Annotated in this window: 20 protein-coding genes; 15 read left to right on the forward strand and 5 right to left on the reverse strand. The window is 59.8% G+C overall.

The genetic code is table 11. The annotated features are described in order from the left end of the window. Positions 1-123 precede the first annotated feature (123 nt). The 8 genes from ACYVDM_RS06395 (at position 124) to ACYVDM_RS06430 (ending at position 10117) form a co-directional block, all read left to right on the forward strand. Positions 124-966 (forward strand): ABC transporter permease, encoded by an 843-nt coding sequence (locus tag ACYVDM_RS06395; protein ID WP_415791938.1) that lies wholly within the window; start codon positions 124-126, stop codon positions 964-966. A gap of 4 nt (positions 967-970) precedes the next feature. Further along, the gene (locus ACYVDM_RS06400; protein ID WP_415791492.1) at positions 971-2023 is read left to right on the forward strand and encodes an ABC transporter ATP-binding protein; all 1053 of its coding nucleotides are present in this window, start codon (positions 971-973) and stop codon (positions 2021-2023) included. A gap of 11 nt (positions 2024-2034) precedes the next feature. Further along, positions 2035-2913 carry an ABC transporter permease gene (locus tag ACYVDM_RS06405; protein WP_415791494.1) on the forward strand — a complete coding sequence of 293 codons (879 nt, stop codon included), beginning with the start codon at positions 2035-2037 and terminating at the stop codon, positions 2911-2913. A 32-nt stretch (positions 2914-2945) separates the two neighbouring features. Further along, positions 2946-4193 (forward strand): metal-dependent hydrolase family protein, encoded by a 1248-nt coding sequence (locus ACYVDM_RS06410; RefSeq protein ID WP_415791496.1) that lies wholly within the window; start codon positions 2946-2948, stop codon positions 4191-4193. A 36-nt stretch (positions 4194-4229) separates the two neighbouring features. Continuing rightward, the gene (locus tag ACYVDM_RS06415) at positions 4230-5846 is read left to right on the forward strand and encodes an amidohydrolase family protein (protein ID WP_415791498.1); all 1617 of its coding nucleotides are present in this window, start codon (positions 4230-4232) and stop codon (positions 5844-5846) included. Beyond that, complete coding sequence (locus tag ACYVDM_RS06420) at positions 5836-6918, forward strand: CobW family GTP-binding protein (protein ID WP_415791500.1); 1083 nt, start codon at positions 5836-5838, stop codon at positions 6916-6918. Before ACYVDM_RS06415 ends, ACYVDM_RS06420 begins: the two co-directional genes overlap by 11 nt. 102 nt (positions 6919-7020) lie before the next feature. Next, positions 7021-8076: an ABC transporter substrate-binding protein gene (locus ACYVDM_RS06425; RefSeq protein WP_415791502.1), complete on the forward strand. Its 1056-nt coding sequence runs from the start codon at positions 7021-7023 to the stop codon at positions 8074-8076. A gap of 400 nt (positions 8077-8476) precedes the next feature. After that, positions 8477-10117 carry a gamma-glutamyltransferase family protein gene (locus ACYVDM_RS06430; protein WP_415791504.1) on the forward strand — a complete coding sequence of 547 codons (1641 nt, stop codon included), beginning with the start codon at positions 8477-8479 and terminating at the stop codon, positions 10115-10117. A 206-nt stretch (positions 10118-10323) separates the two neighbouring features. Here ACYVDM_RS06430 and ACYVDM_RS06435 read toward each other — a convergent pair whose 3' ends face one another. The 5 genes from ACYVDM_RS06435 to ku form a co-directional block, all read right to left on the reverse strand. Continuing rightward, complete coding sequence (locus ACYVDM_RS06435) at positions 10324-11811, reverse strand: tripartite tricarboxylate transporter permease (protein WP_415791506.1); 1488 nt, start codon at positions 11809-11811, stop codon at positions 10324-10326. A gap of 1 nt (position 11812) precedes the next feature. Next, complete coding sequence (locus ACYVDM_RS06440) at positions 11813-12298, reverse strand: tripartite tricarboxylate transporter TctB family protein (RefSeq protein WP_415791508.1); 486 nt, start codon at positions 12296-12298, stop codon at positions 11813-11815. A 27-nt stretch (positions 12299-12325) separates the two neighbouring features. Continuing rightward, positions 12326-13279 carry a Bug family tripartite tricarboxylate transporter substrate binding protein gene (locus ACYVDM_RS06445; protein ID WP_415791510.1) on the reverse strand — a complete coding sequence of 318 codons (954 nt, stop codon included), beginning with the start codon at positions 13277-13279 and terminating at the stop codon, positions 12326-12328. 232 nt (positions 13280-13511) lie between these two features. Further along, on the reverse strand, positions 13512-16100 hold the full coding sequence (gene ligD / locus ACYVDM_RS06450) for a DNA ligase D (RefSeq protein WP_415791512.1): 2589 nt from the start codon (positions 16098-16100) through the stop codon (positions 13512-13514). Between the two features lie 20 nt (positions 16101-16120). After that, positions 16121-17125 carry a non-homologous end joining protein Ku gene (gene ku, locus ACYVDM_RS06455; protein ID WP_415791514.1) on the reverse strand — a complete coding sequence of 335 codons (1005 nt, stop codon included), beginning with the start codon at positions 17123-17125 and terminating at the stop codon, positions 16121-16123. Positions 17126-17365: 240 nt separating this feature from the next. Here ku and ACYVDM_RS06460 point away from each other — a divergent pair, with 240 nt between their 5' ends. The 7 genes from ACYVDM_RS06460 to ACYVDM_RS06490 all read left to right on the forward strand — a co-directional run bounded on the left by ACYVDM_RS06460 (position 17366) and on the right by ACYVDM_RS06490 (position 23780). Then, positions 17366-18106, forward strand: coding sequence for a GntR family transcriptional regulator (locus tag ACYVDM_RS06460; protein ID WP_415791516.1), 741 nt, complete (start codon positions 17366-17368; stop codon positions 18104-18106). 20 nt (positions 18107-18126) lie between these two features. After that, complete coding sequence (locus ACYVDM_RS06465) at positions 18127-18894, forward strand: ABC transporter ATP-binding protein (RefSeq protein WP_415791518.1); 768 nt, start codon at positions 18127-18129, stop codon at positions 18892-18894. After that, on the forward strand, positions 18891-19661 hold the full coding sequence (locus ACYVDM_RS06470) for an ABC transporter permease (protein WP_415791519.1): 771 nt from the start codon (positions 18891-18893) through the stop codon (positions 19659-19661). Before ACYVDM_RS06465 ends, ACYVDM_RS06470 begins: the two co-directional genes overlap by 4 nt. 19 nt (positions 19662-19680) lie before the next feature. After that, entirely contained in the window at positions 19681-20667 is a 987-nt protein-coding gene (locus ACYVDM_RS06475) for an ABC transporter substrate-binding protein (protein ID WP_415791521.1), read from the forward strand. Positions 20668-20697: 30 nt separating this feature from the next. Continuing rightward, positions 20698-21702, forward strand: a complete 1005-nt coding sequence (locus ACYVDM_RS06480) for a zinc-binding dehydrogenase (protein ID WP_415791939.1) — start codon at positions 20698-20700, stop codon at positions 21700-21702. A 39-nt stretch (positions 21703-21741) separates the two neighbouring features. Continuing rightward, positions 21742-22167: a PaaI family thioesterase gene (locus ACYVDM_RS06485; RefSeq protein ID WP_415791523.1), complete on the forward strand. Its 426-nt coding sequence runs from the start codon at positions 21742-21744 to the stop codon at positions 22165-22167. An 86-nt stretch (positions 22168-22253) separates the two neighbouring features. Continuing rightward, complete coding sequence (locus tag ACYVDM_RS06490; RefSeq protein WP_415791525.1) at positions 22254-23780, forward strand: class I adenylate-forming enzyme family protein; 1527 nt, start codon at positions 22254-22256, stop codon at positions 23778-23780. The last annotated feature ends 43 nt before the right edge of the window (positions 23781-23823 follow it).

Here is a 23823-nt window from a genome sequence, read left to right on the forward strand (position 1 = left end):
TTGCCCTAATTAATTAGCATCGGTTGCATCTTTATTGGTTTGGTGCAACCAGGTGTGTCGCATGGATTTGCAGTAGGCCTCTTGAAACAGGTAAATGAATTGCAAACCCCCGCCAGCGCTGACATGCGCATTGCCGCCACTCTTGGCTCTCGCCGTAAACCACGGACGCCTTGGATCACATGGCTGCATCGCATTTTTATCGTCGCGATGTACCTTTTCATGCTCAGCCCATTGATTTTTGTCGTGTGGCTCAGCTTCTTCAAAGACGCCATTCTCTATTTCCCGCCATCGGGTTATACCTTCTCCTGGTATCACAAGGCAGTCACCGATTCCGCCTTTGTCAATGGGTTCATTACCAGTCTGCAGGTGGCCGCCATCGCCTCGATTTGCGGCGTGACGCTGGGCGTGGCGGCATCACTGGGCATCATTCGTTATGCCTTCAAAGGCAACAACCTGATCAACACGCTGCTGCTTTCCCCGCTATTGGTGCCCGGCATCGTCGCGGGTGTCGCCATCTACCTGGCCTATTTGCAGGTCGAGAATTTTCTCGACATGGACGTCGTCGGTACGTACGGCGGACTGGTGCTTGCCCACATCTGCCTGACCATCCCCTGGACGGTACGACTGGTCTCGGCCAGCATGCACGGGCTCGATCCCTCCATCGCAGAGGCCGCCAGAAACCTGGGGGCCAATCCACGGATCGCATTCTGGCGGGTTACGCTGCCCATGCTTCGACCCGCCATCGTCGCGGCTTCGCTGTTCAGCTTCGTCGTATCGTTCGAAAACCTCGAACTCTCACTCTCGCTGGTGGGCCCCGGCCGCACCACGCTCCCGATTGCGATCATGCAATATCTCGAATTCAACCTTGACCCGACCATTGCGGCGGTCTCGGCGATCCAGATTTTGCTGTTGGGTATCGTCATGCTCGTGACCGATCGCTTCGTAAAACTCAGTCAGGTGGTTTAAAACAATGGCAAAAGTCTCTATAGAGCGGCTTAAAAAGACGTTCGGCTCTGCCGTAGCAGTCTCGGATTTTTCCCTCGACATCGCGGACGGCGAACTGGTCGCTTTTCTGGGCCCCAGCGGCTGCGGCAAAACCACCACCTTGCGCATGATCGCCGGGTTCATCCCGCCTACGGCCGGCACTATTCATATCGGCGACGACGACGTCACCCATATGCCAGTACACAAACGCAATACCGGCATGGTGTTTCAGCGATATGCGCTGTTCCCCCACATGACCGTCAGTCAAAACGTCCTGTTCGGTCTGGAAATGCACAAAGTCCCCGCCGCCGACCGCGACAAACGGATGCGCGCTGCGCTGGACATGGTGCGCATGTCCCAATTCCATGACCGCTATCCGCGTCAACTCTCGGGCGGGCAACAACAACGCGTAGCAATCGCTCGTGCACTGGCCATCCAGCCTCGCGTATTCCTGCTGGATGAACCCCTCTCCAACTTGGACGCCAAACTACGCCTCGAGGTCCGCGAAGAAATCCGCGAACTACAGCGCAACCTGGGACTGACTACCATCTTCGTCACCCACGATCAGGAAGAAGCCCTGGCCATTGCCGATCGCATGGCCATCATGTACGACGGCAAGGTCCAGCAAATCGGCTCGCCCGAGGCGCTCTATGAGCGGCCCGCCAATCTGTTCGTCGCGGACTTTCTGGGGCGAATGAATTTCTTCGACGGCAGTGTGGCCGAGTCGGGCAGGTTCATCACGCAACACCAGCGCGAAATCGTTATTGACGGAACCGATCGCAGCATCAACAAAGTCGGCGTGCGCCCGGAGCGCGTCATGCTCTGCACCCAGCCCCAAGGGCCAAACGTGCTGGCCGGCACCATCGACAATGCCATTTACCTGGGATCGATCATCGATGTACGCGTACGCCTGGATTCGGGCGAGTCGGTCAGTGCCCAAATATCGAACCGTGGCGGCGAGCATATTCAGCACCTGGCCGAAGGCGCGCGCGTCCATGCGTGCTTCGACCCGGCGGACTGCGTGCTGTTCAGCGAATAAGGCGACACACCATGGATTCCGCTGAAAAAAGCGCGCGCCAGAGCCGGCGCATGGGCGCCAGCCTGGCGTTCCCCGCCTCGCTCATGGTCTTGATCGTGATGCTCGTGCCCATTCTGATGTTGTTCCGGTACAGCTTCAACCACTTCGATAATGCAATGATGGTCGAAGGCTTCACGCTGGACAGCTATATCAAATTCTTTAGCGACCCGTACTACCGGGCGGTCTTCCTCGATACGGTTTATGTCGCGGGCCTGTGCACCCTACTGTCATTAGTGCTGGGCTTTCCCGTCGCCTATTTCTTGGCAAAATCCCAAAGCCGCTACAAAAGCCTGTTCATCATCTTGCTGGTGTTCCCGCTGATGGTGGGCAACGTCGTACGCGCGGCAGGCTGGATGATCATTCTGGGCAACGCCGGTTTCGTGAACTATTTCCTGCAGTTATTTGGACTCATCGACAAGCCGCTACAGATGATGTACACGCCATTTGCCGTCATCGTCGGCACCACGGGCGTCGTGCTGCCGTACTTTATCCTGACCCTGCAAAGCGTCCTCGAAGGCATCGATTTTGCCGTCGAAGAGGCTTCGCAAAGTCTCGGCGCAAATTTTTTCGTGACCTTTTATCGCATCGTCCTGCCCATTGCCGCCCCCGGTGTCGCGGCGGGCACCGTGCTGGTTTTCATTCTGTGCATGAATGCCTACGCGACTCCGGTCTTGTTGGGCGGGACCGGCATCACCATGATGGCGCCGGCCCTGTATGACCAGATCACCAAGGCCGCAAACTGGCCGTTCGGCGCTGCGCTGGCCCTCGTGCTGGTCGTTGCCACGCTGGTCATGGCTACCTTGTCCAACTGGTTTATCCATCGTCGCTACGTCAAGACGATGGTGTCCTGATCCTTTTTTACCGAATACCAGGAGCACCCTCAATGTCCGCTGTGCTATTTAAAAACGGGAATTTGCTGGATCCCACCCAGCCCGAACTGCAAGAGGGCTACGACGTCCTCGTCGAAAATGGCCTGATCAAAGAGGTCTCCGACAAGCCCATCACTGCGGCATCGGCCAGAGTCATCGATGCCAGCGGCAAAACCGTCATGCCCGGCCTGATCGATCTGCATGGCCACGTGATGGCCACCCAACTCAACCTCAGCAGCCAAGGTGCCCTGCCGGATGCCCTGGTGATGATGCGCGCCGTGCCTATCATGGCGGCCATGCTGCGCCGTGGTTTCACCACGCTACGCGATGCCGGCGGTGCGGGCTGGGGCCTGAAATGCGCGGTCGAAGAAGACACCGTGATTGGCCCGCGGTTGTTCATTTCCGGACGCGCGCTAAGCCAAACCGGCGGGCACGGCGATCCCCGCCAGCGTTCGGACCATCTTCGCCCCATGAGTTACTGCGGCTGCTGTTTCCGAGCCGGTGACATCGGCCGCGTCGTCGACGGCGTCGACAACCTGCGCCGCGCCGTGCGCGAGGAATTCCAAATGGGCGCCGATCAGATCAAGATCATGGCCTCGGGCGGCGTCGCATCGCCCACCGACCCCATCGCGGCCTACGGTTATTCCGAGGACGAGATTGCCGCCATCGTGGCCGAGGCCCGGGGCCGCCAGACCTATGTCATGGCGCACTCGTATACCGCCGAGGCCATCGAACGCGCCGTACGCAATGGCGTGCGTACGATCGAACACGGCAACCTGATCGACGAGCGCGTCGCCAAGCTGATGGCAGAAAAAGGCGCCTACGTGGTACCCACCCTGATCACCTACGAGGCCCTGGCCAACGAAGGCGCCTCTTATGGTTTGCCCGCCGATAGCGTCGACAAAATCGCCACCGTCCGCACGGCGGGCCTGGCTTCGCTGGCGCTCTATAAGCGCGCCGGCGTCAAGATGGGTTTCGGCTCTGACCTGCTCGGCCCGTCACAACGGCTGCAAAGCGACGAATTCCGTATTCGTGCCGAGGTCCTCCCGAACTTCGAGGTCCTGCAAAGCGCCACCCTGATCGGTGCGGAAATTCTGAATATGCAGGGCAAACTCGGCCAGCTCATCGAAGGCGCCATCGCCGACGTGCTGGTGGTCGATGGCAACCCCTACAAAGACATCAATTGCCTGCTCGGCCAGGGCGACCACATTCCGCTGGTCATGAAAGCCGGACAGATCTATCACGACGAGCTCGCAGCCTGATCCTCATCCCCGACACTGATTTGATTAAGGAACCCCATGTCCAAGCCCGACAATCCCTATATCAACTCCCAGCCCGGCGAGGAAATGGGGGACATGAATGCCAGCAAAGGCTGGAAGCCCCCGGTCCCTGCCACCCGCCGTGACCGAGGCGACGGCCCCTTCAAGCGCTTGGTGCTGCGCGGCGCCACGATCATCGACGGCACCGGCGCGCCGCCCTGGGGTCCGGTCGATATCGTGATCGAAAATGAACGTATCGTCGCCCTCATTGGCGTCGGCGCCTCGCTGGACACGATCAACCCCGACCGCCGCCCCGCCGCGGGCGATCATGAAATCGACTGCCACGGCAAATTCGTCATGCCGGGGCTGATCGATTCGCATGCGCACATCGGCACGCCCTATCACTCGATGTGCGATGTAGAGCCGCCCGCCGACTACATCTACAAGCTCTGGTTGGCGCACGGCGTTACCACCGTGCGTGAAATGGGCGGGCTCAATGGATTGGGATACACGCTGCAGCAAAAAGACGCCTCGGCCAAGAACGAGATCGCCGCGCCGCACATTCTGTCGTACGCCTATTTCCCTGCCGTCAACGATCGCGTCAAAACCATCCACACTCCCGATCAGGCGCGCGACTGGGTCCAACGCCTGAAAGCTCGTGGCGCTGATGGCATCAAGTTTTTTGGTGCCCCCCCGACCATCATGCAGGCCGCGCTGGACGAGGCCGCCAAGGTCGGGCTGGGCTCCGGTTGCCACCATGCACAAATGGCCGTGACCCGCGTCAACGCCCTCAAGTCCGCCCAATGGGGCCTGACCAGTTCCGAACACTATTACGGATTACCCGAGGCCCTGTTCGAAAATCAAGTCGTACAGAACTACCCCACCGACTACAACTACAACGACGAATACTTTCGCTTCGCGTTGGCCGGCCAGACCTTCAAGCAAGCCGCGACCCCCGGTAGCGCAAAGTGGAAATCCGTCATGGACCAGTTCCTGGAATTGGGCCATACGTTCGTTCCCACCTTCAACATCTACGACGCCAATCGTGATCTGATGCGTGCGCGCCGCGCCGACTGGCACGACGACTACACCTGGAAAGCCGTCTGGAAATACTTCCAGCCGCAACGCGGTGGCCATGGTTCCTACTGGTATCGCTGGAGCACCACCAACGAAATCGAGTGGAAAGAAAACTACCGCATCTGGATGCAGTTCATCAACGAATACAAGAACCTCGGCGGCCGTGTTTGCGCCGGCAGCGACAGTGGATTCATCTTCCAGATATTTGGTTTCGGTCTGATTCGCGAACTGGAACTACTGCAAGAGGCCGGCTTTCATCCCCTGGAGGTGCTGCGTAGCGCCACCTCGCAAGGCGCCGAACTCCTCGGCGTCAGCGAGGACCGTGGTTCGGTCGATATCGGCAAGCGTGCCGATCTGCTGATTCTGCAAGAAAACCCACTCGAGGATTTCAAGCTGCTGTACGGCACCGGTGCGCTGCGACTGAACGACGGCACGGGCAAACCCGAATGGCGTCGTGCGCTGCAATACACCGTCAAATCCGGCGTGGTCTATGACGTCGACCAGTTGCTGGCAGACGTGCGCGCGCTCGTGAACGACGGTTGGGGCGACGACAAAAACAGACCTCCCTATGTCCGCTGATTTCGCCGCGAATGCTGCCGAGACCCAATCGGCGGCACCCTCCCCGGGACACGCCGCCGAGACATCGACGCGACGCATCGACACGCCCATTGAACTCATTATTCTTGCGGGCTTTCTGGGCAGCGGCAAGACCTCGCTGCTCGTCGATCTGCTCCAGGGCGACGACCGCGGAGAAACCGGCGTCATCGTCAATGAAGCCGGTGAAATTGGCATCGACGGTGTCATTGTGGAAGATGGCTCGCAAAACCTGCCGGTCACCATGCTAGCCAACGGCTGCGTGTGCTGCTCGCTGCGCAGCAGTCTTGTCGATACGGTGATGGCATTGCTCGACGCCCCCAGGCCGGCGGGTCGCGCGCCGTTAAAACGCATCGTCCTGGAAACCAGCGGGCTATCGCGCCCCGGCCCCATCATCGCGTCCCTGGCGGATCCACTGCTCAGTGCACGAGGCCTGCGCGTATCGGTCATCAGCACCTACGATTGCGAACGGGGTTTGCTGAACATCGAGTCCTTTGACGAGGCCGCCGCACAACTAGCGGCCGCGCAACGCATCGTGCTGACCAAAGTCGACTTGGTCGCACTGGAAACCCTGGAACAGCATCTCGGCACCATTCGTGGCGTCAACCCGTTCGCACAGATCGTCGCCGAGACCGATCGCGCCCTGGCCGTGCAGCAAGCCTTCACCATTGCGTCCACCAACGATCCGGTTGATCTCGCGCTACGGGCGATATTTTCTCCCGACACTCGCGCGCTGGCACATCCCCGCATTCACGTGCTGAAAGGCACGCTGCGCGACGTCACAAGCTGGGAAGACATGTCGATCTGGCTGGATGACCTGGCAGGTTTGTGCGGTGATCGTTTGCTGCGAGTCAAAGCGGTCGTCAACACAACCGACTGCGACGAACCTATACTGATTCAAAGCGTCGGAACCACCTTCGGCATGCCGCGCAGATTGATGCAGCGCGTCAACACCGAAGACATCTGCGTCGTCATCACGCGCGACATTGATGCCACGGCCATCAATACCGCGTTTCCCGACGCGCCGGTCGCACTGGCCGCGGCCGCCTGCGCATAATCAAACCGTCGGATAACTCGGCCATGCGCACATTTCTTCCATACATTTTCTCTTTTCCCCGGCAGGATGCTCTGCACCCATTCCATTTCTACAGAGGGCACTATGCATAAGCACAATCTCCATCGACGCGGTTTTATCAAACAGGCAGCGGGCCTGGCCATCGCGCCGGCCCTGCCTCTGATCCCTGGCATGGCGCATGGCGCCTCGTCCAATGTTGTTGTGGGTACCTGGGGCGGCGACTACCAGAACCTGCTGCAGAAATTCATCAGCCCTATCGTGAACGCCCAAGGGATCGACGTCGTCTTTGATACGGGTAACGCCACCGCACGTAACACCAAGCTCAAGGCTGAACGCAATTCGCGACGCGGCTCCATGGATGTTGCACTACTGGGCGATCTGGACATGTACGACGCTAGCACCGCGGGTGTGCTGGAACCGGTCAGCGTAGACAACGTGCCCAATCTCGCAAATGCGATCGACACCTTCAAGACGCCCTATTCCATTCCCCATATTTTCAGCGCCATGGTGCTGGTCTATAACAAGGACAAGGTCACCACGCCTCCGCACTCATTCAAGGATGCGTTGGACCCCAAGTACAAGGGCCGTGTGGGGTTCTCCGACATTCTCTTCAATTTCAACACGCTGTTTGTCGGCCTGGCCGAGGGTGGCAATGGCACCAGCTTCGAACCTGGCTATAAGTTCCTGAAAAAACTCCAAGCTAATTCGCCCAAGGTGTTTCCCTCGAACGAAGCCGTCGCCGCCGCTTTCAAGTCGGGTGAAATCTGGATCGCGTGCATGTGGAAAGCGCGTGCCCTGCAGTGGAAAGAAGCCGGCCTGCCACTGGAGTTCGTCATCCCCGAGGAAGGCGCCATTCCCGTGACCTTCGAAGCAGCCGTACCGAAAAACAGCCGCAATAAAGATGCGGCGTGGAAATACATGAATGCCCTGCTCGATCCGGCAGGCCAAGTGCACTTCGCCGACACCATGGGCTACGCGCCAACCGTTCGCAATGCATCCTTACCGCCCGAACTGCAGGCGTCGGTGGGATTCACGGAGCAAGAGCTGGCGCGCATTCACTCCTATGACCTGAAAGCCCTGGCCAGTCAGCGCTCCGCCAGCCTGGAGTTCTGGAACAAGGAGTTCAAGGCGGGGCTGTAAGGGGTTTTTAGTACCGTGGCGAGCGGTGGGTGCTTGCCACGGCTGTGCGTTTGTACCGCGGGCTCAGTGGCTACGCTGGCCTAATAGAAACGGCTCGGCCCAACCAGGGGCCTCGGCCCCGCTGCGCGGGGCTGCCCGTTTCTCAAAAGGCCAGCGTAGCCACTGAGCCCACGGCACAAACGCCTCCGATGTGAACCTGAACTGACCCTGTGCGAGTTCGTCTTGAAATGGCCAGAACAATCCAAAGTGGCAGTCAGAGTCGAGTTTTGAATGGTCCTTTTTGGAACCACGTCACTCTGCACCGAGAACATTGAAATAGGTACCTCATTTTTGGTGTGTAGTGCAACCTGGATCGCGCACTTGTTAAACCGCCCTGTCGATATCATCCAAGGAAGTCATAATGGGACAAGCTCCTGAACGCAAAATACCCGCAGCCAAGGCCATGATTGTTGCGCCTCAACCGGAGGCAGTCTCCGCGGGGGCCGAGATTCTTCGGGCCGGCGGATCGGCGCTGGATGCTGTCATTGCGTGCGCCATGGTACAGGGGGTGGTCGACCCGTTGATGTGTGGCATTGGTGGGTTCGGTATGCTGCACATCTATGATCCCGCGACAGGGACTCGCAAAGTCTACGAGGGCTTTGGCGGCTGCCCGGTTGAGAGCCGTGCGGATATGTGGCAAGACATTGTCTTGGGCGAGACCACCGACGGGTTTGGATTCATCGTCAAAGATTTTTTGAATGAAGCGGGCGCACAGTCGGTCACCGCGCCGGGCATCCTCAAGGCGCTCTCGGCAGCTCACGCGCAATTTGGCAGCATGTCCTGGGGGGATCTGTTCAACTCGGCGATTCGCGTCGCCCGCGATGGCTGGATTGTGCGCCCGCACGTCTATACCGTCTTCACGCAAAACGAGCAGAAGTACGGACGCATGAACTACGGAGAGAAACTGGCTCTCACTCCGGACGGTCGCCGCATCTATCTAGAGCCCGACGGTTCATACAAGAAGCTCGGATCCACTATTTTCAATCCAGATCTGGCGACGACGCTGCAGACGCTGGCCCAAGAAGGCGCGAACAGTTTCTACACGGGCTCGCTTGCCGCCCACATCATCGACGACGTACGCGGTCAAGGCGGCCTGCTCTCGAGCGCTGATCTCGCGCAATTCCGTCTACGCACGGCCGACCCGTTGTCCGTCAACTATCGTGGCTGGCGCGTCGATATGCCGGCGCCGCCGGGAGGCGGCGTGCTGGTCGGACAAATCCTGAGGATTGCCGAACAGTTTGATTTACCCGCACTGGGCCACAACTCGCCCGATTACATCCGTGTACTCGCCGAGATCATGAAAATCGCCCTGCGTGATAAAGAGCAGTTCATCGGTGATCCCGACTACGCGGACAATCCGGTCGAACGCCTACTGTCCGATGCCTATTGCCAGGAACAAGCCGCGCGCATCCGGGCCGGTGAAAAGGCCAATGTCGAACGCCGCAGTCCGGGAGAGTCCAAGCACACCACGCACGTCAGTGCGATCGATGCCAACGGCATGATCGTGTCGTTGACGCATACCCTGGGCAACCCATCAGGCTTCATCGTAAAAGATGCGGGTTTTATGATGAACGGCGCCATGAGCACGTTCGACCCCACGCCGGGCACACCGAACTCTATCGAGCCCGGCAAACGCCGCTATTCTTCCATGGCCCCCAGCATCATCTACGACGGCGAGCAACCCGTATTCACGCTGGGCGCCCCCGGGGCCTCCTGGATCGGGCCCGCCGTCGCGCAGGTCATTCTCAACGTGCTGGAATGGGGCATGGGCATCCAGGAGGCCATCATCGCGCCGCGCGTGGTGGCCACCAGCAACGCCATCGATATTTCCAACCGCATTCCACAGCCCGTCCAACAGGCCGTGGAACAACTCGGCTACGAAGTCCGCCGCAGCTATCTAAGCTACGCCTTTGCGGGCGTACATGGCATCACCCGTTTTGACGGCAAACTGGAAGGCGGCGCCGACCCACAGCGTGATGGCTATGCGGAGGGGGTAGCCTAGCGTTGAATCCGGGAGGCCTAGAGTGTTCAGCGCTGTATGCATGCCGCGGCTGTGCGTTTCCGTCGTGGGCTCAGTGGCTGCACTGGCCTTTTGAGAGACGGGCAGCCCCGCGCAGCGGGGCCGAGGCCCCTGGTTGGGCCGAGCCGTTTCGATTAGGCCAGTGCAGCCACTGAGCCCACGGCAGAAACGCCTCCGACGAGACACCTTCACGCATTCGCTCGTAGTCTGCGCAATAGGCCGGGCAAAAACAGTACGGCAAACGCCAACACGATCAGCGTGGCCGACAACGGAGATGACACCAGGACGAGCGGATTGCCTTCGCCTATGGACAGCGCCCGGCGCAGTTGCGTCTCGGCCAGTGGCCCCAGGATCAGGCCAATCAATACCGGCGCGATGGGGAAGTCATAGACGCGCATCACATAGCCCACCAGACCGATCACGAACATCAGCAGTAGGTCCATCCAGGATGTGCCCACGCCCCAGATCCCCACCAACGCGAACACCAATATGCCGGCATATAAATAAGGGCGAGGGATCAGCAGCAACCGGACCCACAATCCCACCAAGGGTAGATTCAACACCAGCAACATCAGATTGCCGATATACAACGAGGCAATCAAGCCCCACACCAGATCGGCACTGTTCACGAATAAGAATGGCCCGGGCTGTAAGCCATAGCTCTGAAACGCCGCCAGCAACACGGCGGCCGTGGCCGATGTCGGGAGTCCCAGCGTCAACAAGGGCACCAGGATGCCCGCAGCCGCCGCATTGTTCGCCGCTTCGGGACCTGCTACACCCTCGATGGCGCCTTTGCCGAACTCCTCTTTGTGGCGGCTCAGCCGGCGCTCTATGGTGTACGAAAGAAATGTCGGAATCTCGGAGCCGCCTGCCGGCAACGCACCGATCGGGAAACCCAGGCACGTACCTCGCAGCCAAGGCTTCCAGGATCGACGCCAATCTTGCCGTGTCATCCAGCGCCCGCCCGCCAGGGGGTTGACGGCTGGCGGAGCGTGACGATAGCGACTCGCCACGTAAAGGATTTCTCCGATGGCAAACAGCGACACCAGTACAACCGTAATGTCGATGCCATCCAATAAGGCCGGCGAGCCAAATGCCAGACGCGCCTGTCCCGTGGGACCATCGATTCCCACCACACCCATGGCCAACCCCAGGAACAGCGCGATAAAGCCGCGCACCCGCGATGTCCCCATTACCACCGAGACCGACGTAAACGCCAACAACATCAAGGCAAAATAATCCGCCGGTCCAAACACGAATGCCAGTTCCGCAATCGCCGGCGCTAAAAACGTCAACGCCAATGTCGCGATCGTGCCGGCCACAAACGACCCGATCGCCGCCGTTGCCAAGGCAGCCGCGCCGCGCCCGGCCCGGGCCATCTTGTTGCCCTCCAGCGCGGTCATCATCGATCCGCTTTCGCCAGGCGTGTTCAACAAGATCGACGTCGTCGAGCCGCCATACATTGCGCCGTACAGCACACCGGCAAACATGATGAACGCGGCGGTCGGCGCCAGCTTGACCGTGACCGGCAGCAACAGCGCAATCGTCAGGGCCGGCCCGATACCGGGTAACACGCCGATAGCCGTTCCCAGCAACGATCCCACGAAGGCCCACATCAAGTGGGTCGGTTGCAAAGCGACCCCAAAGCCGACCATCAACGAATCAAAGGCATCCATCTCACCACCCCGCCAGCGGCAGTGCACCGCCCAACGTCACGCCCAGCCACGAAAACCCCATCCAGCAGATCACCCCCAGCACCAGGCCGATGACAGCGTCCAGCACCAGGCGACGCGACCCAAAGGCGTGAGTCACCAAGGTAAATGCCAGCATGGCGGTCAGAGGGAAACCCAGGGATTGCATCGTCAATAGGGGAACCCCTGCGCCCGCCGCCGCAAAGGCCAATGCCTGGCGAGAGGGCTTGGCCCCCGCCTCGGCGCTCTCTGCCTCTTGAGGTTCGAACGAATCACCGCGCGCGATCTGTGCCATCAACGCCAAGCCGAGCAGGATCAACACCAAGCCGACCAGCATGACAAATGCCCCAGGACCCACACCGCCATAACCCGACGCATCCGGTAGCGCGTATCCCTGTTGCAGCCAGATCGCCCCAATGACGATCACGGCCAGACCCAGCCACCATGGGCGGCGTTGCAGCGTTGCGGACATAGATGTCTCTCGTGTCGGAGGGAGGGATTACTTGGTCAGACCGAGATCCTTCAGCACCTGCGCCTGACGGACTTTTTCTTGCTCCAGAAACTTGGCGAAATCGTCACCCGCCAAATAGGCGTCGTCCCACCCCTGCTTCTTCAGGGTTTCCTCCCATTGGGGCGAAGCATGCATTTTCTGGAACCGGTCCAGCCACATCTGACGGCCCTGTTGACTCATGCCCGGCGCCCCCACAATACCGCGCCAGTTGCCAATTACCACGTCCACACCGGATTCTTTCAACGTCGGCGCATCCACCCCCGGCAGACGCTTTTCGGACGTCACCGCAATAATGCGCAATCGCTTTTGATCGGCATAGGGTTTGAACTCCGACAGTCCCGACAAGGCCAGCTTCAATTGTCCGCTCACCAGCAGCGGCACCAATTCGGCGCCGCTTGGATAGGGGATGTAATTCAGCTTGCGCGGATCCACCCCGGCGGACTTGGCGATCAGCCCGGCCGCCACTTGATCGACGCCGCCGACCGAGCCGCCGCCTATCGCCAATGCGCCGGGATTGGTTTTCATGGCCTTGATCACATCGGCCACCGTCTTGATGGGAGAATCCATCGGCACCGCAAGCACATCAGCATCATCGGTCAGACGCACCAAGGGGGTGACCTGGTCGAGCGAAACCGGCGACTTGTTCAGGATAATGCCGCCCACCAGAATCGCCCCCATCGACATGATGGCGTTGTCATCGTTCTTGCTTGTATTGATGAACTCGGCCAGACCGATCGTGCCGCCCGCCCCACCCTTGTTGGTGACCTGTGCACCGTCAGTGAAAATGCCGGCCTCCTGCATGACCCGCAGCGGCACGCGCGCCGCGGCATCATACCCGCCGCCTGGGCCACCCGGCGCCATCACCTTCGCCGGCTCGGCGCTCACCGCCCACGGCAACGCGACAACCACTAATGAAGCCAAAACCCGTTTGAAGCCCAGCATAAGATGTCTCCTTTCGGCTCGACACGCCATGCGTATCGGCCATTGCCTGTTTATTGATAGTCGGCTCAGCAGACTTTGATACTAGACAACTTTCCGGCGGAACGCCATGCCTCTATTTTCGATGGCATTCAGCCACATGACAGTTCAGAACTGGCGCGCATCGCGCAATGTCACCGGAAACGATCGCTCTGCCACGGCGCATTGACGATGTCGCGCGCGTGAAAAGGGTCCATTAATCACCCTGAGGATCAAAACCAAGCTGCTTCATTGCCTTGCCCACCGCCTGCGGCGCATAGGCGTCCCAGGGTTTGTTGCCCTGATCGAGACGCGTGTGGATATTGGTGACTTGCCAGTGGGCGCCGCTCTTGATCGAATTTATCTCATCCCAGTGCAGCGGCACCGAAACGCCCAAGCCGGGTCGGGCGCGGGCGGACCAGGCGGACACCGTCGTCGCCCCAAAGCCATTGCGCAAATAATCGACGAAAATTTTTCCCACACGATTGCGTGGCCCGCTCTTGGAGACGAATAGTTGTGGCAACGTCCGAGCCAGGTGCTGCACAATCGCCTGTGAGAAGCGCCTGATGGCTTCCCATCCATAGTGTTTTCTCAAAGGGACAACGATATGCAACCCCTTGCCGCCGCTGGTCTTGGCAAACGATGCCAGGCCCAGCTCTGACAGGAAAACGCGTACCAGCTCCGCCGCTTTTTGCATGCTCTTCCACGGCGTCCCCTCGCCGGGATCCAGATCGAACGTCATGCGATCCGGTTTATCAATCGCCGTTTTTACCGCGTTCCAAGTGTGAAACTCGATCACGTTCATCTGTGCGGCAGAAATCACCGCATCCCGTGTCGGAACCTCAATCAATGGCGGGTGATCCGGGTCGAGCTTTCGATCCAGAGTATTTACGCCCGGGATCTTGCCCTCCAGGTGCTTTTGGAAGAAAAGTTCGCCGTCAATGCCCGCGGGCGCGCGCACCAGCGATACTGGGCGCGCCTTCAAGTGTTCGACCAGCAATGGGGAAACCAGGTCGTAATAACGCACCATATCCAGCTTGGTCAGGCCAGTCGATGGGTCGATGATCCGCTCTGGATGCGTAACGCGAAGCGACTGCTTGACTTTCGATCGGGTAGACGGATTGGCGCTAATCCGAGCAGGCGCGTCCGACACGACCGCTTTGGCAGGTGTTGGCTTCTCCCGCGTAATCGCCTTGGGCGCCTTGTCGCGGCGCAACCCCCGGAAGACGGCGTTGCGAACACGCCCCGTGCTTGTCCATTCGGCAAACGAGACCTCGGCGACGAGACGCGATTGCACCCAATGCGCCACGCGATCCATGCCGGTCGACGTCGCGAAAGGCCGCTTCGATGTGGCGTGCGCGTCGAGCTTGTCTTTCAAATCTACCAGCGTTTTGTTGTCAAAGCCGGTGCCTACGTTACCCGCATAACGCAGCCTGCCCTGTTCGTCGTTCACCGCTAATAGCAGCGAACCAAAACCGTGTCGCGAGCCTTTTGGGTCGGTGTACCCGGCGATGATGAACTCTTGTCGCTTGGCGCACTTCAGTTTGATCCACGTGCCTGTGCGGCGCGTCACATAGGGCGAGCCGCGACGTTTGCCAATCACCCCTTCCAGCCCCATCTGGCAGGCAGAGGCGATCAGATTTCGGGGGGCAGCGTCAAAAACCTCGCTAAAGCGCAGACCCGACGGTGGGTGATCGCCAAGTAACTGACGCAGGCATTCGCGCCGAACTTCCAGCGGCTCACGCCGCAAGTCACGCCCGCCCAGATACGGCGCGTCGAACAAGTAGTAAACGATATCGGCCGTGCGGCTGGCATCAAAGGCGTTCTGCAACGCCTGAAAACTCGGCACGCCAGCGTCGCTCAATACGACAATCTCGCCGTCCAGCCAACCCGAAGAAAGCTTCAGTTTACGAATCGCCGTCGCCAGCTTCTCCAACTTATGCGTCCAATCGTGCCCATTACGTGTGAATAACCGTACTGAGTCAGCTTCTACGCGAGCCAGCACGCGGTAACCATCGAATTTGATCTCGAATAGCCAGTCCGCGGGATCGGAGGGAACGCCATCAACCAACGTCGCCAACTGTGGTGCAAGCGTTGCGGGCAGCTCCGCATTCTTTCCCGGCAAGCTCGCGTCGACCGGTCCTGCGCTGGTCGCCTTGGTTGTCTTAGTTGCCTTGGTCGCCTTGGTCGCCTTGGTCGCCTTCGTTGCTTTCGTTTCCTTCGTTGCTTTCGTTGCCTTGCTGACTCCGTTGACGGCGTTGCGCAGCGGCACAACACTATCCGGTGCCTCATCAACCACGTTGAACTCTGCGGCCGATCGCGCGAACTCGTCCTTCTCCTTGACGAGCAGCCACGGAGGCTGCTTCTCGCCCCGCCCTCTCATCCGGATCAGCGCCCACCGTCCTTTAAGCTTGACGCCATTGAGCTCAAACTTGAGCACACCGTCGCGATAGCCCTTGCGCGCACTCTGGGTCGGCGCCCAGTAACCTTCGTCCCAGATAATGACTTTGCCCGCGCCGTAGTGCCCGGCGGGAATCTCGCCCTCGAATTCGTTGTAAGCAATGGGATGGTCTTCGACCGGCACCGCCATGCGCTTGTCCTTGGGGTCGTAACTGGGCCCCTTGGGCACGGCCCAGCTTTTCATGACACCGTCGAGCTCAAGCCGCAGATCGTAGTGCAGGCGGCTCGCCCAATGCTTCTGAATAACAAATGCGGGAGCGGGCGCATTGGGCGTGCCGCCACCGGCGGGCTCGTTGGTCAGGGCAAAATTGCGCTTTTTCTTGTAGAGCGCCAGAGAGTCAGCCATGCTCGAACCTCCATAGACATTCAGGCCGAGCGACGTCCGGCCTTTTTCGCGGGGGTGGTCTTCGACGTCTTGCCAGTGGATGCTTTCTTGGCGGGTGCTTTTCTAGCCGGCGCGCTCTTCTTTGACGCGCGCTTGGCCGAACGTAAAGCCGTCACAGAGGCAGGAGATCTTTGGGTTGACGCTGACGAACCGGACTTTTTGCCACCGTCCAGGCTGCGTTTAAGCAGCGCGGTGAGATCCAACACGTCAGCTCCCTTCGGCGAATCAGTCTCTCGTTCAACTTTGACGACGTCGGCGACCTCACCCGCCCCGGTCTTGGTTTCGATTAACCTGTGGATCTCGTCGGCAAAGGAGTTGCGAAAAGCGTCCGCATCCCATTTGGACGTCATGTCCTCAATGAGCGCCATCGCCATTTTCATCTCCGATTCCTTGATGCCGGCGGCCTTGCCATCCAGCGGTGGGAGGTTGAGTTGCTCAAAGGAGCGGATCTCGCCCCCCCAGCGCAACAGGTTCAGAATCAACGCGCGGCCACACGGAATCAGGACGGCCAGATGCTGTTTGGTCTGAATCACGACTTTGGCCACACCCACCTTGTTGCTCTTGCGCAGCGCCTCGCGCAATAGCGCGTAGACTTTCTCTCCCCTGTTCAGCGGCGCCGTATAGTAGGGACGCTCCAGGTAGACGAAAGGAATCTCATCGGCATCGAGAAAAGCTTCGATCTCGATAGTCTGGGTGATCTTCGGGTAGGCGACGGCGATCTCTTCTGGCGAAAGAACGACGTAGCGGCCATCCTCGACCTCCACGCCCTTCACGATGTCCGAGGCAGCGATTTCCTTGCCCGTGACCTTGTTGATGCGCTTATAGCCGACGGGCTCCATCGAGCGCTTGTCGAGCCAATCGAAGTCAATGCCAGAGCTCACGGTCGCGGAGTACAGGCCCACAGGAATGTGGACCAGGCCAAAACTGATCGCCCCTTTCCACAAGGTCCGCGTAGAGGTGGGCACCTTGCTCTTGTCCTTTGCCATAGGCGGCTCCTGTCGCGATGAGATGCACTTTCTAACGTTGTAATCCCACCGGGACACACCAGGTGCACCAGTCCGTAACGATTCGTGGCCACTCTTTCCCCACGGTCTATATATCTTTTCGTTATATACAAAGCGCATATTGGTGTTTCACGCCACGTTAGTGAGTGCCTAGAATGGGTTCTGTAAGCTGACTTATAGATCTCTGTGAGCTGCTCACAGCCTCTTTTCTACGTGGCGGCCATGACGTTTTTCCCTGTTTTTTCCGCACCTGCACATGAAGCGAACGCCACCTTGAACTGTGGTGAGGACGCCTATGTACGCCTGCGGCGCGACATCCTCTCGTGCCGTTTGCCGCCTGGCGCGTTCGTCACAGAGCCTGAACTCATGGACAGGTACGCCATACGTAAAAACAGCATACGTATTGCATTGGTTCGATTGGCCCAAGAGGGATTTGTCAGATCACGGCCTCGCAAGGGCTATCAAATCGCCCCGATCACGCTGCGTGACGTCGAAGAAGTGTTCACGTTACGGATACAGCTCGAGCCCCTGGCCGCGCGCCTGGCAGTGGATCGCATTGATATCGCGCAATTGCGCGAACTCGAAGCGGCCTGTCGTGTACAGCATCCCGTCATGCAATTGAACGATCAAATCGACGCATTCATGGACGCAAACAAAGCCTTTCACCTGGCCATCTCGGCAGCCTGCGGCAACGAGCGCCTGCATCGCACGCTGGCGTCCCTGCTGGACGAAATGTCGCGCCTCGTGGCATTGGGATTTGGCGTTCAGAAAACCAAACCTGAAATCAAGCACGACCACAACGCCATGATCGCCGCCTTCGAAGAGAAAGACGCCAAGCGTGCCGAGCTCATCGCGCGCCGGCATATCGAAACCTTTCAGGCGATGACCATGGAGAAACTCTACGCCAGCCTGGCCGAAACCGGTGCAGCGATTCCTATTAGTGGACCAGGGAGCTGGCGATGAATGCACGGCCCGAGATCCTGATGACAAACGACGCCCCCCTCAGTGCGGCTCCCACCGTGCTGCAAGTGACCGACATGGTCAAGTTCTACGGCAAACTTCAGGCCCTGCGTGATGTCTCGTTCGACGTACGCCGCGGCGAAGTCGTCGCCCTGCTTGGCGCTTCGGGTTGTGGCAAAAGCACGTTGCTCAATATCGCGGCCGGCCTGGATTCATTCGATGGCGGCAGCCTCGAGATCGAGGGCCAGCCCGCTGCGCAATTCAAGCAGTGGCACAAACTGGCCTATATGTTCCAGGAGGACCGCCTACTGCCATGGCGCACCGTCCGTGAAAACGTCGAACTCGGTCTGGAAACACAGGCACTTTCCCGCCGTGCGCGCCATCAACGCGCCGAGCATGTTCTGCAAACCGTCGGACTGGGCGATTTCGCACAATCGTGGCCGCATCAGCTCTCCGGCGGCATGCGCAGCCGGGTCGCGCTGGCACGCAGCCTGGTAGTCGAGCCCTCGATTCTGCTCATGGATGAGCCGTTCTCCAAGCTCGACCCCTATACCCGCAGCCAAATGCATCAGGAGCTGCTGCGACTCCAGGTCGCTAGCGGCGCCACCATTCTGTTTGTGACGCACGACGTCGAAGAAGCCGTGGTGCTGGCAGACCGGATCGTACTGCTGGAGCCTCGCCCTGGCCGCGTCAAGCAGATTGTGGAGGTGCCGCTCGATCGTCCGCGTCTACCCACGGATCCGGATACCGCCGAACTCACTCGCCAACTCCGTTTGAAGGTGACGCCATGAGCCAAGCCACCACGCCCTCCGTCTGGACATTGCTGGCACAACGTCTCTTTCTGGCGGCGCTATTCATCGCTCTATGGGCGCTCGCGGCATCACGTATGCCGGCATTTGTGCTGCCTGGCCCCGCGAAGGTCGGGGACGCCATGCTCACTTTGTTCGGTACAGCGACCTTTTTACACGACGTCGGCATGACGATGTATCGCGTCGTCATGGGTTTTCTCCTGGCCACGCTGGTAGGCACGCCGCTGGGTCTCGCACTGGGCTCCAATCGCACGCTGGCGCAGTTCTTTGAACCACTGCTCTCCGTGACCAATACCGTCTCGTCGGCGATCTGGGCCGTGTTCGCCATCATCTGGTTTGGCATCTCCAACGCGACGACCATCTTTGTCGTGTTCATGACCGCGATGCCGCTGATCCTGACCAACGTATGGCAGGGCTCGAAGAACGTCGATAAACAGCATATTGATCTCGCCCGCAGTTTCCGCATGTCTCGCACGCAGATCCTGCGCAAGATCTATCTGCCCTCCATCTTGCCGTACTTTTTCTCCGGCGCCCGACTGGCCTTTGGATTTGGCTGGCGAGTATCGCTGGTCGCCGAGACGCTGGGCTCTTCGGACGGCATTGGATACCGACTGCGGCAGGCAGCCGATCTGGTGCAAACCGATCAGGTGTTCGCCTGGACACTGACGTTGGTCTTGCTAATGCTAGCCCTCGAAGGGGGGCTCTTGAAACCGATGGAACGTCGCCTGTTCCGCTGGAAACCGATTTAGAACTCAAAGGAGTTTTCGCATGGACTGGAAAAAACTATTCTCCGCGGCACTGGTAACAACAGCCGCCCTCGCATCAACCAACGCGCTGGCCGCCGACAAAATCCGCATCGGCTACTGGAGCAGCGGCGTCAGCCTGGGCTATGGCTCCGTGCTGGAAGGCACCGACTTCCTGAAGGACCAAAATCTCGACGTCGAATTCATTCGCTTTCCCGATGTGAATGCGCCACTGCGCGCGCTGGCATCGAACTCGATTGACCTGGCCTTCGGGGCGCCTGCCGCCGGCGTATTCAGCAGCGCGGTCGAAGGCGTGCCCATCAAAGTCTTTGCCGCGACCCAACCCGCCGATGTGCAGTTCGTCGTCCCAGAAGGCTCGCCCATCACCTCGATCGAACAGCTACGAGGCAAAAAAATCGGTATGTCCCCGGCCGGCAGCTCTGTCTCTGCCATCGCCTCCGCGGTGTTGGTTGGGAACTATGACATCAAGGCCACCGATTTCTCGCTGGTCGGGGGCAACGAATCGCGTTTGGCGCAATTCTTGGCGCAAAAGCAAGTCGACGGCGCTGCATTGCGCTCCGTCACGATCGCCCAGTTGTCTGACCTGAAAGTCACTTCGCTAGGCTCGTTTGCCGATGAGTGGAAAAAGCTGACGAAAAGCGATTCCGTGCCGTATATCGGCATCGGTGCCGCCCGTACCGAATTCATTGAAAAACACCCCGATGTCGTTGCCCGCGTATTGGCTGGCCTGCGCAATACCCTGGCCTGGGGCGAAGCAAACCCTGAAGAAGTCGCGAGCATCCTGCAAAAGTCCGCGAACCTGCCGCAAGACTACGCGCGTGTGTATGCGGCCCAATGGTCCAACATGAACCGCGTGGCATTCGAGCCCGCGGACATCGCCACGTTAAAGCGCGAGCACAAAGTCTTTACCGACAGCGGCGTGATCAAGGGCGAACTCAAAGACGACCTGTTCGTGACCGGTCCGTACGAACAATCCAAATCCATCAAGTAACCCAGCAAAGGAATATCGATGAGCAAAACCATGAAAGCACTACTGTTGAGCGAGCACGGCGACCTGGACCAACTGAAGGTCGTTACCGACAAACCCGCGCCGACTGCCACCCCCGGTCACGTGGTGATTCGCGTGGGCGCCTCCTCGTTTAACTACCACGACGTCTTCACGGTACGCGGCATGCCTGGCATCAAGGTTCCGCTGCCGGTCGTGATCGGCCTGGACATGGCAGGTCAAATCACCGAAGTCGGCGAAGGCGTGTCCGACTGGAAGGTGGGCGACCGCGTGTTGGTCAACCCCCTGAATCGCGGCAAAGGCCTGATGGGCGAAATGCTTGACGGCGGCATGGCCGAATACTGCCTGGTTTCCGAACCGCAATTGATCGCCCTGCCCGAGAAAGTCAGCTACGAAGATGCGGCCGCCCTGCCCGTCGCGTACGGCACGGCACACCGCATGCTGATCACGCATAACACCGTCAAGGCCGGTGATCGCGTCCTCATTCTGGGTGCCAGTGGTGGTGTGGGCACGGCTTGCGTCATTTTGGCCAAGCTGCTCGGCGCAGAAGTCATTGCTTGCGCCGGTAGCGACGCCAAGGGCGAACAACTGCGCAAAATCGGCGCCGATCACGTCATCAACTACCGCGAGACCGACTTCTCGAAGTGGGCGATCGCGCAATACGGCAAACCTCAACGCCGCAACAACGAAGGCGGTGTCGACGTCGTCATCAACTTCACCGGTGGCGATACCTGGGTGCCGTCGCTGAAGTGCCTCAAGCGCGGAGGCACGCTGTTGGTATGCGGCGCCACGGCAGGCCATGACCCCAAAGAAGACTTGCGTTATGTGTGGAGCTTCGAGCTGAACATCAAGGGCTCGAACAGCTTCTACGACGACAACCTGAAAGCCCTGCTGGACATGGTCGCCGACGGCAGCATCAAGCCCGTCATCGACCGCGTGGTACCGCTCGAGCAGGCCGCCGAAGGCCTGGCCCTGATCCGCGACCGCGAAGTCCTGGGCAAAGTCATCGTCACGCCCTGAGCCCCCACACCTTCTCCACTATTTTTCGAGTAAACACACATGAGCGAAACCACACTCCCCACCAAGGAAGATATCCAGGCCCGCCTGCGTCGCGGCCCGTACCATGAATGGCTGGGCATCGAAGTCCTGTCCGTGGCCGAAGGGGAAATCGAACTCTCGGCCAAATGGCGCGAAGAATGGGTGGTCAATGTCGAGGGTGGCTACACCCACGGCGGCATTCTGGCGGCACTGGTCGACCTGACGGCCGACTGGGCCCTGGTGTCACAAACCGGGCGCGGCGTACCGACCATCGACCTGCGTGTCGACTACCATCGCGCCGCCCTGCGCGGCGATCTGCGGGCCAAGGGCAAAGTCATCAAGTTCGGCTCCCAGGTCTCGATCGCGGAAGCCTACGTGTATGACGCCGACGGCAAGCTGCTGGCCAGCGGTCGCGGCGCCTATTCGACGCCCAAGCCCAAGGCTTGACGACTCGGCGCGCCCGACCCAACGGCCGGGCGCGCCTCATCACGCTGAATTTCAATCTTTCTTCCTGCTGTCACGCAGTCCATATCATGACTACTCTGAAGAACCTGGGCGATTTGATAGATCCGCACGCCAATCCACAGCAAATCGCACTGATTGGACTGGATAGCGACGCGGGTTCGTCCGGGACTGCGCAGCAATACACCTATGCCCAGGTCGATGACCTCGCACGCGGCGTCGCCCAGGCGCTACGAGCTCAGGGCTTTCAGCCAGGTGACCGCATTGCCATCCTGGCCGCAAATTCAGTGCCCTACATCGCCACGGTGCTGGGCATCATGCGCGCGGGTCTGGTCGCCGTGCCGGTCAACTTCAAGTTCCCGCCCGTGCTCATCGACTATGTGCTGAAAGATAGCGGCGCACGGCTCGTCCTGCATGATCAAGCGCGCACCGCGGCGATCCCCGACGACATCCCTCGCGTCGCGCTGGATACACCGGACTTTGACGCCTGGCGTCGCGCAGGCGAGGCCCCATCTTACGTGCCCGATGAAGACGATACCGCCATCATCCTCTATACGTCGGGCTCCACCGGCAAACCCAAGGGCGTCCTGCTGTCTCATGCCGGCCAATGGTGGACGGTACAGACTCGCCGGAAAGCCACATCACTGGCCGCCGACCGCGCCCTGATCGCTGCACCGCTTTATCACATGAATGCCCTGGCCCTGGCACTGCTCTCATTGGCCAGCCACGCCACAACAGTCTTGTTGCCGCAGTTCACCGCCACCGCCTACATCGACGCCATCAGCACCTACCGCTGCACCTGGTTGACGGCGGTCCCTCCCATGATTGCCATGATGCTGCGCGAGCGCGATCTGCTGGCGCGCACCGATCTCTCCTCGGTCAAGGTCATTCGCATGGGATCGGCGCCGGTCAGCGCAAGCCTGTTGACGCAGATTCACGCCATGTTCCCCGCCGCGCGCGTTATCAATGCCTATGGCACCACCGAGGGTGGCCCGGTCGCCTTTGGTCCACACCCGCAAGGCCTGCCCACACCGTCGATGTCGGTCGGCTACCCGCACCCCTTGGTATCCATACAACTGATGCCGGGACCGGACGACGGCCCGGATCAGGGCATTCTGACCTTGCGCAGCCCCGGCTTGATGCAGGGATACCACCAGCGTCCGGATTTGACGTTGCCCTTCACGGCAGACGGCCACTACATCACCGGCGACGTTTTTCGTCGTGACGCGGACGGCTTTTACTTCTTTGTCGGCCGGCGCGACGACATGTTCGTCAGCGGTGGCGAGAACATCTATCCCGGCGAGGTCGAAAAAATGCTCGAACAGCATCCCGCTGTTCAACAAGCAGCCGTGGTACCTGTCGATGATGACATCAAGGGAACCAAGCCGGTGGCGTTCGTTATACTTCGCGAAGGCCAAGAAGTGGACACCGAGCAGATCAAGCAATATGCGCTGGCAAATGCCCCCGCCTATCAGCACCCGCGCCAAGTCTGGTTCGTTGACGCCCTGCCCCTGGCATCCACCAATAAGATCGATCGCCATCAATTATTGGCCGAAGCCGCCAAACGCTTGAGCGAAGACACCCAACACGCAAACTGACCTCTCTCTGTATCGCCACCACGCCCCCACTGGGACGTCGACC

This window comes from Bordetella tumulicola (assembly GCF_054779135.1).